Annotated in this window: 9 protein-coding genes; 6 read left to right on the top strand and 3 right to left on the bottom strand. The window is 71.8% G+C overall.

Going from position 1 to position 7,673, the window contains the following annotated elements:
• Positions 1-193: FAD-dependent oxidoreductase (locus tag NQ160_RS14565; protein WP_257515925.1), on the bottom strand; the 193-nt coding region annotated here is incomplete at its 3' end.
• The gene (gene hemE, locus NQ160_RS14560; RefSeq protein ID WP_257515924.1) at positions 190-1,173 is read right to left on the bottom strand and encodes a uroporphyrinogen decarboxylase; all 984 of its coding nucleotides are present in this window, start codon (positions 1,171-1,173) and stop codon (positions 190-192) included. The genes hemE and NQ160_RS14565, both read right to left, overlap by 4 nt.
• A gap of 62 nt (positions 1,174-1,235) precedes the next feature.
• Between hemE and NQ160_RS14555 the strand changes: the two genes are divergently transcribed.
• The 6 genes from NQ160_RS14555 (at position 1,236) to NQ160_RS14530 (ending at position 6,429) form a co-directional block, all read left to right on the top strand.
• Positions 1,236-2,537: a glutamyl-tRNA reductase gene (locus NQ160_RS14555; protein WP_257515923.1), complete on the top strand. Its 1,302-nt coding sequence runs from the start codon at positions 1,236-1,238 to the stop codon at positions 2,535-2,537.
• A gap of 2 nt (positions 2,538-2,539) precedes the next feature.
• The gene (locus NQ160_RS14550; RefSeq protein WP_257515922.1) at positions 2,540-2,836 is read left to right on the top strand and encodes a hypothetical protein; all 297 of its coding nucleotides are present in this window, start codon (positions 2,540-2,542) and stop codon (positions 2,834-2,836) included.
• A 55-nt stretch (positions 2,837-2,891) separates the two neighbouring features.
• Positions 2,892-3,476 carry an HhH-GPD-type base excision DNA repair protein gene (locus tag NQ160_RS14545; protein ID WP_257515921.1) on the top strand — a complete coding sequence of 195 codons (585 nt, stop codon included), beginning with the start codon at positions 2,892-2,894 and terminating at the stop codon, positions 3,474-3,476.
• Positions 3,477-3,551: 75 nt separating this feature from the next.
• Entirely contained in the window at positions 3,552-4,022 is a 471-nt protein-coding gene (locus NQ160_RS14540) for an NfeD family protein (RefSeq protein WP_257515920.1), read from the top strand.
• A gap of 36 nt (positions 4,023-4,058) precedes the next feature.
• A complete protein-coding gene (locus tag NQ160_RS14535; protein ID WP_257515919.1) occupies positions 4,059-5,540 on the top strand; it encodes a flotillin family protein in 1,482 nt (493 codons plus the stop codon).
• A gap of 91 nt (positions 5,541-5,631) precedes the next feature.
• Positions 5,632-6,429 carry a hypothetical protein gene (locus NQ160_RS14530; protein WP_257515918.1) on the top strand — a complete coding sequence of 266 codons (798 nt, stop codon included), beginning with the start codon at positions 5,632-5,634 and terminating at the stop codon, positions 6,427-6,429.
• A gap of 150 nt (positions 6,430-6,579) precedes the next feature.
• On the opposite strand, the gene NQ160_RS14525 is transcribed toward NQ160_RS14530, so the two are convergent.
• Positions 6,580-7,673: glycine--tRNA ligase (locus NQ160_RS14525; protein WP_257515917.1), on the bottom strand; the 1,094-nt coding region annotated here is incomplete at its 5' end.

Raw genomic sequence — 7,673 nt, 5'->3', positions numbered from 1 at the left:
CGACGTCGACGGTCACCCCGTCGACGTCGGCGGAGCGGACGACGCCGCCGAGGCGGTCCGACGCTTCGAGCACCGTCACCTGCATGCCGACCTTCGCGCATTCGAGCGCCGCGACCAGGCCCGCGACACCGCCGCCGACGACGACGATGCGGGTGTCGCGCGCCTGCGCGACGAGGTCTACGGCGTCGCTCATGCGTCCTCCCCGTGGGCGAGGGCGACGATGCGGGTCAGCACCGTGGGATCGGCTTCGGGCGGCACGCCGTGCCCGAGGTTGAGGATGTGCGCACGGGCGGCGCCGCCGCGGGCGATGACGTCGCGGACGTGCGCCGACAGCACCGGCCAGGGCGCCGCCAGCAGCGCGGGATCGATGTTCCCCTGCAGCGTGACGTCGGGCCCGACGATGCGTGCGGCCTCGTCCAGCGGCGTCCGCCAGTCAACGCCCACCGCGTCGGCTCGCCCGCCCAGGAGCATGTCCGGAAGCAGGTGTGCGGTGCCGACGCCGAAGTGGATGCGGGGCACGGTGACCCCCTCGAGTGCGGCGAGGGAGTGCGGCGCGACGAACTCGCGGTAGTCCGCCGCCGACAGCGACCCCGCCCACGAGTCGAAGGCCCGCGAGACCTCGGCGAGCCACCCTGCCAGTCGGTGCCAGGCCTCGGGATCGGCGTGCATCATGCCGCGCGCGCGCAGGTGCTCCTTCGACGGGCCGCCCTCGACGAGGTAGGCGGCGAGGGTGAAGGGCGCGCCGGCGAAGCCGATCACGGGCACCTCGCCCAGCTCGGCGGTGACGATGCCGATGGCCTCGGCGATGGGACCGGATGCCGCGACCACCGCGGCCGGCTCGATCGCCGTCACGCGAGCGACGTCGGCGGCGGTGCGCACCGGCTCGGCGAAGACGGGGCCCCGGCCGGGCTGGATCTCCACGTCGATGCCCGCCAGCAGCAGCGGCACCACGATGTCGCTGAAGAAGACCGCGGCATCCACGCGGTGCCGGCGCACCGGCTGCAGCGTGATCTCCGCCGCGAGCGCGGGATCGAGGCACGCGTCGAGCATGCGGGTACCCACCCGCAGATCGCGGTACTCGGGGAGGGAGCGTCCGGCTTGACGCATGAACCAGACGGGAGGGCGTTCCGGGCGGTCGCCGTGCAACGCACGCAAGAGGGGGGCGGTGGCCATTGATCCATCCTCGCACCCGCCGTCGTGCCCCTTCCCAGGCGAGGGCCAGGTAGCCTTCAATGGTGCTGCTGTGTGTCACCGCGAGTCATAAGACCGCCTCGTTCGAATTGCTCGAGCGTCTCAGTGTGCACACCGACCGCGTCGCCCCGATCATCGCCGCGCACGACGAGTGCGTGCAGGGCGCCGTCGTGGTCGCGACGTGCAACCGCTTCGAGGCGTACGTCGAGATGGACGAGCCGGTGACCGCCGCCGGTGCCGTGGCCGTCGAGGCGACCCTGCTGGCCATCGAGTCCGCCATGGGCGTGTCCCCCGCCGAGCTCGAGGGATCGTACGAGGTCGTCGTCGGCGACGATGTCGCCCGGCACCTCTTCGCAGTGGCATCCGGGCTGGAGTCGGTCGTCGTCGGCGAGGGCGAGATCGCCGGCCAGGTGCGCCGCGCCCTCCGCGAAGCGCGTGAGCAGCGCACCACATCGACCGAGCTCGAGCGCCTCTTCCAGCGCGCCAGCGAGACCCAGCGGGGCATCAAGAACGCCACGGCGATCGGCCGCGCCGGCCGCTCGCTGGTGCGCCTGTCGCTGGAGCTCGCCGGCAGCCGCGTCACCGACTGGGCCGCCCTGCGGGTCGTGATGGTCGGCACCGGGTCCTACGCCGCTGCCACCGTCGCCGCCCTGCGCGACCGCGGTGCCGCCGACATCTCGGTCGCCTCGCCCTCCGGGCGCGAAGCCGCCTTCGCTGCCCGCCACGCGCTGCGGCCGGTGCCCGCGGCATCGTTCGCCGCCGCGGTGGCCACGGCGGACCTCGTCATCACCTGCACCAGCTCCGAGCACCCGGTGCTGTCGGCGGCGACGTTCGCCGAGGGTGCCGCGGCCGTCGACGCCGCCTCGGTCCCGGCCCGGCGCCTGGTCATCGACCTCGGGCTGCCGCGCAACGTCGACCACGACGTCGCCGAGGTCCCCGGCACCGACCTGCTCGACCTCGAGACCATCCGCCTGCACGCCCCGCTCGAAGAGCTGCAGGCCACCGACGACGCCCGCCGCCTCGTCGCCGACGCCGCCGCGCGCTTCGTCGCCACCGGCGAGCGCCGCAGCGTCGCCCCCGCCGTCGTGGCGCTGCGCGCCCACGTCGCGTCGGTGCTCGAGACCGAGATCGCCCGTGCCCGCAGCCGCGGCGACGACGGCGCCACCGAGCAGGCGCTGCGCCACCTCGCCGGCGTGCTGATGCACACCCCCACGGTGCGCGCTCACGAGCTCGCCGAGCAGGGTCGCGCCGATGACGTGTTCGCCGCTGTGTCGGCGCTGTTCGGGCTCGAGGCCGACGAGTCGGCGCCGCTCGTCGCCCCTGTCGACGTGGCATCCGCAGGCTGACCGTGAGCGCTCCCGTCCCCGCGGCCGAGGTGTACACCGCCGGCGGGGAAGACCGCGCCGCGACGCCCCTCAAGCGTGCCGCCCAGTGGGCCGGCACCGCGCTCGTATCGCTGTTCGATGCCAGCGGCGCGTCGGCCCCGGCGATGACCGACATCGTCATCCGCCTGGCACTGGACGGCACCGAAGTGCGGCGGTTCGAGCCTGCCGACATGGAGGACGTCGAAGCGATCCTCGAGATGGTGGAGCGCGACCTCGCGACGCTCGATGCCGTCGACTTCGCCGACGCCTGGCTCGACTGACCGCCCCCGCTGCGCTCCCCGCACACGCTCGCCTGCGCGGTGAGACGATGGAGGGATGAGCCTGCACATCACCGACGACCCCGCAGCGGATGAGCTGCTCACGCGCGACCCGCTGGCCCTGCTCATCGGCATGCTGCTCGACCAGCAGGTGCCGATGGAGACCGCGTTCGCCGGGCCGCTGAAGATCAGCGAGCGCCTGGGGACGCTGGATGCCGAGGCCATCGCCGGCACCGACCCCGAACAGTTCGCCGCGCTGTTCGCACAGACCCCGGCAGTGCACCGCTTTCCGGGTTCCATGGCGGCGCGGGTGCAGGCGCTGTGCGGTGCCGTCGTGAACGAATGGGGCGGGGATGCCGCAGCCATCTGGACCCGCGACGACCCGGATGGGCGCACGGTGCTGAAGCGGCTGAAGGCCCTCCCGGGGTTCGGGGACCAGAAGGCGAAGATCTTCCTGGCGCTCCTCGGAAAGCAGTACGGCTACACCGGCGACGGGTGGCGTGAGGCATCCGCCCCCTACGGCGAGGAGGGGTCGCACCGCAGCGTCGCCGACATCGTGTCGCCCGATTCGCTGCAGAAGGTGCGCGCGTTCAAGAAGGCCGCTAAGGCCGCCGCGCGCGAGTCCGCAGGCACGTCGGCATAAGAAAGGCAGCGCAACCTCTCAGGTTTCTCATAGGGTAGAGACGAAAGCGACCGCCGACGCCCTGGGGAGGCCTGCATGCTCACGCCGTTCATCATCATCGGCAGCATCGGTCTTCTGGTGCTCGTGATCTCGCTCGTGGTCGGCGACATCTTCGACCACTTCGAGATCGGCGAGGGTGCCCTGTCGGGCACGGCGCTCGGCATCGCCGCCGTGGTCTTCGGCGCCAGCGGCGTGTTCACCACCTCATCGAATCTCGACGACGTGTGGGTCTACGTCGTCGCGGGAGCGCTCGCTCTCGTGGCGTACGTCGTCGCGGTGCTGTTCATCCGCAAGCTCGCGGCGAGCTCCGACGGCGCTCCCGCCAACGCCGTCGGCCTCACCGGAGTATGTCGCTCCCCGATCACCCCGGCCGGCGGCGAGGTCTCCCTCGACGGCCCGCACGAGATCGAGCGGCGCCTGGCGTACTCGGACACCCCCATTCCCGAAGGCGTGCGCATCCGCGTCGTCGAGCACAGCGGCACGCGCGTCAAAGTCGTCGCCGAATAACCCGCGGCGGTCGCCGCGATCCACGGAAGGAATCCCATGCCGGTCGACATCGTCCAGATCGCCGCCGTCCTCGCCCTGATCGTCGCAGTCCTCGGACTTCTGACCTTCATCGCGCGTCGCATCCGCCGCGTGCCCCCGAACGAGGCGCTCATCATCGTCGGACGCGGCGCCGGCAAGCCCGTGCCGGGCGAGGCCACCGGTCAGCGCGTCGTCATCGGCGGGCGCACGTTCGTGTGGCCGATCCTTCAGCAGGGCTTCCCGATCTCGCTCGAGCAGCGCCAGATCGGCATCACCGTCGAGGGCGTCGACAAGAACCGCATCAAGATCGCCATCAAGGCGTCGATCAACTTCAAGGTCTCCGGCACCGAAGAGGGCGTGCGCCGCGCCGGCCAGCGCTTCCTCTCGCAGCAGGAGACCCTCACCGACATCATCCGCGAGTCGCTCGAAGGCTCGCTGCGCTCGATCATCGGCGACATGACCATCGAGCAGATCATCTCCGACCGCAAGGGATTGTCTGACCGGGTCGTCGCCGAGACCAAGGCCGACCTCGTCGAGCAGGGCCTGCAGGTGGATCTGCTCAACATCAGCGACATCTCCACCCCCGGCAGCGACTACCTCGCCAACCTGGGTCGCGCCGAGGCGGCCCGCGCCCGCCAGGTGGCGGAGGTCAGCGAAGCCGAAGCCTCGCGCGCCAGCGAATTCGCCCGCATCGAGGCCGCCGAGCAGATCGCCGAGCGCCAGAAGGCGCTGAGCCTTCGCCAGGCATCCATCAAGGCCGAGACCGACCGCGCGAACGCCGAGGCCGAGGCTGCCGGCACGTTCACCAAGGCCGAGCAGGACCGTCTCGTCGCACAGCAGGAGCGCGAGGCGCTCATCGAGCAGGCCCTCGTGACGCAGGAGCGCCTCGACATCGAGATCCGCAAGCCCGCCGAAGCCGAGGCGTACGCCGAGGTGCAGCGCGCCACCGCCCAGCGCGACGCCGCCAACGCCGCCACCGAAGCCGATGCCTACAAGCGCACCAAGATCGCCGAGGCGAACAAGGTCGCCGCGGTGCAGGATGCCGAGGCGTCCGCGACGTCGGTGCGCTTCGCCGGTGAGGCCGAGCGCGACAAGCAGGTGGCTCTGGCCGCCGGTATCCGCGCCGAGGGCGAGGCCCGCGCCGCCGCCATCCAGGCAGAGGGTGTCGCGGAGGCGACGGCGACCGACGCCAAGGCCGAGGCACTGAAGAAGTACGGCGAGGCCGCCCTCGCGCAGGAGATCATCTCGCGCCTGCCCGAGATCGTCCGTGCCGCCGCCGAGCCGATCAGCAACATCGACCAGCTCACCGTCATCTCCACCGACGGCGCGTCGGCGGTCACCAAGACCGTCGGCACGGTGCTCGGCGAAGGCACCGAGGTCGTCAAGTCGCTGACCGGGCTCGACCTCGGAACCCTTCTGGCCGGCTTCGCCGGCGCCCGCACCGGCGCCTCGGGCAACGGCTCGGCGCCGGCCGGCACGGGAACGACCGCGCCCGGCTGAGCCGACAGCGCAGGATGCCGACGATGCGGTCCACACCGGATGACGGTGCGGACCGCATCGTCGCAGCCGGCCGCGTCAACGAGAGGGCGACATGGCGATCCGGTGGATCACACCTGAATCGGGGCGGTGGATCGAGATCGCCGAGCGCGCCCTCGCGGTAGAGCGCGAGCGCGGCGGCATCGCACCTCAGGAGGTCGCCTCCTCGGCCGACGCGCGCCGCGCCGAGGACGTGCTCTACCGGGACTGGCGCAGGTACTCCCGCTTGGGGTGGGGGGCTCTCGGGGTAGCCCTGTGGTTCTGCGCCTCCGTCATGGCGGCGCTCATCCCGGCGGGCTTCACCGCGACCCTCGAGCGGGAGCAGAGCACGGCATGGGCTGTCACAGCCGCCGGAGCGGTGCTCACCGCCGTCCTGGCAGCCCTCTCGCTGTGGATCCTGCTGCACCTGCGCCGAGCGGGACGGGCACTGACACGTGCCCTCGCCTTCTGGGTGCGCCTCCCCTGGCGGCGCGGGGAGCGTCGCACGATCGATGCGATGTTCGTCGGCACGGCGCAGACCTACACCCAGCCGGCCTTCAACCTGCGGATGACCGCGATGGGGATCATCGCGGTGTTGGGAGCGCTCGGTGGCGCCCTGGCCGTCTGGAGCGCGCTGCGCGCGGAGGCGACCGCCGACGCCGGGGCGACCGCCGCGGCTGCCGTCTTCGGCGCGGCGATGGCGGTCGGGCTCCTGCCGACCGCGGTCGGCATGGCCACCGGCATCCGCCGAGCGGCGTTCGCCTACTCGGATCCTCGCGCCGCGGTGGCCGCGCGCTTCGGCTACGGGCCACCCGAGGGCATCCTGCCGAGCCACGCCGCGCGCAGGGGGACCCGGGCCCGCCGCCGACGCTGAGACACGAGCATCCGGCTGAGACATCGCGCGTCGCGTGGTGTCTCAACCGGATCGTGGTGTCTCAGCCGGATCGTGGTTTCTCACCCGGCGAGGGCGGGGGCGGCGGGGGCGGCGCCGCGGCGGGGCCGGCGGGACCGGCCGCCGCGCGGGTCAGGCGCCCCGCAGGCGCTCGGCCAGGTAGCCCTCCAGCGCGTCGAGACCGATGCGCTCCTGCGCCATCGTGTCGCGGTCGCGCACCGTGACGGCGCGGTCATCGAGCGAGTCGAAGTCGACCGTCACGCACAGCGGCGTGCCGATCTCGTCCTGACGGCGGTAGCGGCGTCCGATGGCGCCGGCGTCGTCGAAGTCGATGTTCCAGCCGCGGCCGCGCAGGGTGTCGGCCACCTCGCGCGCCAACGGCGACAGCCGCTCGTTGCGCGACAGCGGCAGCACGGCGACCTTCACGGGCGCCAGACGCGGGTCCAGGTGCAGCACGGTGCGGGTGTCGACTCCGCCCTTGGCGTTGGGCACCTCTTCCTCGTCGTACGCGTCGACGAGGAAGGCCATCATGGCGCGGGTGAGACCGAACGACGGCTCGATGACGTACGGGGTGTACTTCTCACCGGTGGCCTGGTCGAAGTAGGTCAGCGACTGGCCGGATGCCTCGGAGTGGCTGCCCAGGTCGTAGTCGGTGCGGTTGGCGACGCCCATCAGCTCGCCCCACTCCTTGCCGGTGAATCCGAAGCGGTACTCGACGTCGATGGTGCCGGCGGAGTAGTGCGCGCGGTCCTCCTCGGGAACGTCGAAGCGGCGCATGTTGTCGGCGTTGATGCCCAGGTCGATGAACCAGTTCCAGCACGCCTCGACCCAGTGGTCGAACCACTCGGGCGCCTCTGCGGGCGGGGTGAAGAACTCGATCTCCATCTGCTCGAACTCGCGGGTGCGGAAGATGAAGTTGCCGGGGGTGATCTCGTTGCGGAAGGCCTTGCCCACCTGGCCGATGCCGAACGGCGGCTTCTTGCGCGACGCCGTGAGCACGTTGGTGAAGTTGACGAAGATGCCCTGCGCGGTCTCGGGGCGCAGGAAATGCAGACCCGACTCGTCGTCGACGACGCCGAGGTAGGTCTTCACCAGGCCGGAGAACGCCTTGGGCTCGGTGTACTTGCCCTTCGTGCCGCAGTTCGGGCACGGGATGTCGGCCAGACCGTTGGCGGCGGGGCGGCCCTTGCGCGCCTCGAAGTCCTCGATGAGGTTGTCGGCGCGGA

The organism is Microbacterium sp. zg.Y909 (assembly GCF_024626565.1).
This window is presented reverse-complemented; position numbering and strand designations above follow the sequence as displayed.

What these genes read in the sequence shown, in the direction of transcription:
- hemE (WP_257515924.1), bottom strand. Translation starts at nt 1,173, where the DNA reads ATGGCCACCGCCCCCCTCTTGCGTGCGTTGCACGGCGACCGCCCGGAA.
- NQ160_RS14545 (WP_257515921.1), top strand. Translation starts at nt 2,892, where the DNA reads ATGAGCCTGCACATCACCGACGACCCCGCAGCGGATGAGCTGCTCACG.
- NQ160_RS14540 (WP_257515920.1), top strand. Translation starts at nt 3,552, where the DNA reads ATGCTCACGCCGTTCATCATCATCGGCAGCATCGGTCTTCTGGTGCTC.
- NQ160_RS14535 (WP_257515919.1), top strand. Translation starts at nt 4,059, where the DNA reads ATGCCGGTCGACATCGTCCAGATCGCCGCCGTCCTCGCCCTGATCGTC.
- NQ160_RS14530 (WP_257515918.1), top strand. Translation starts at nt 5,632, where the DNA reads ATGGCGATCCGGTGGATCACACCTGAATCGGGGCGGTGGATCGAGATC.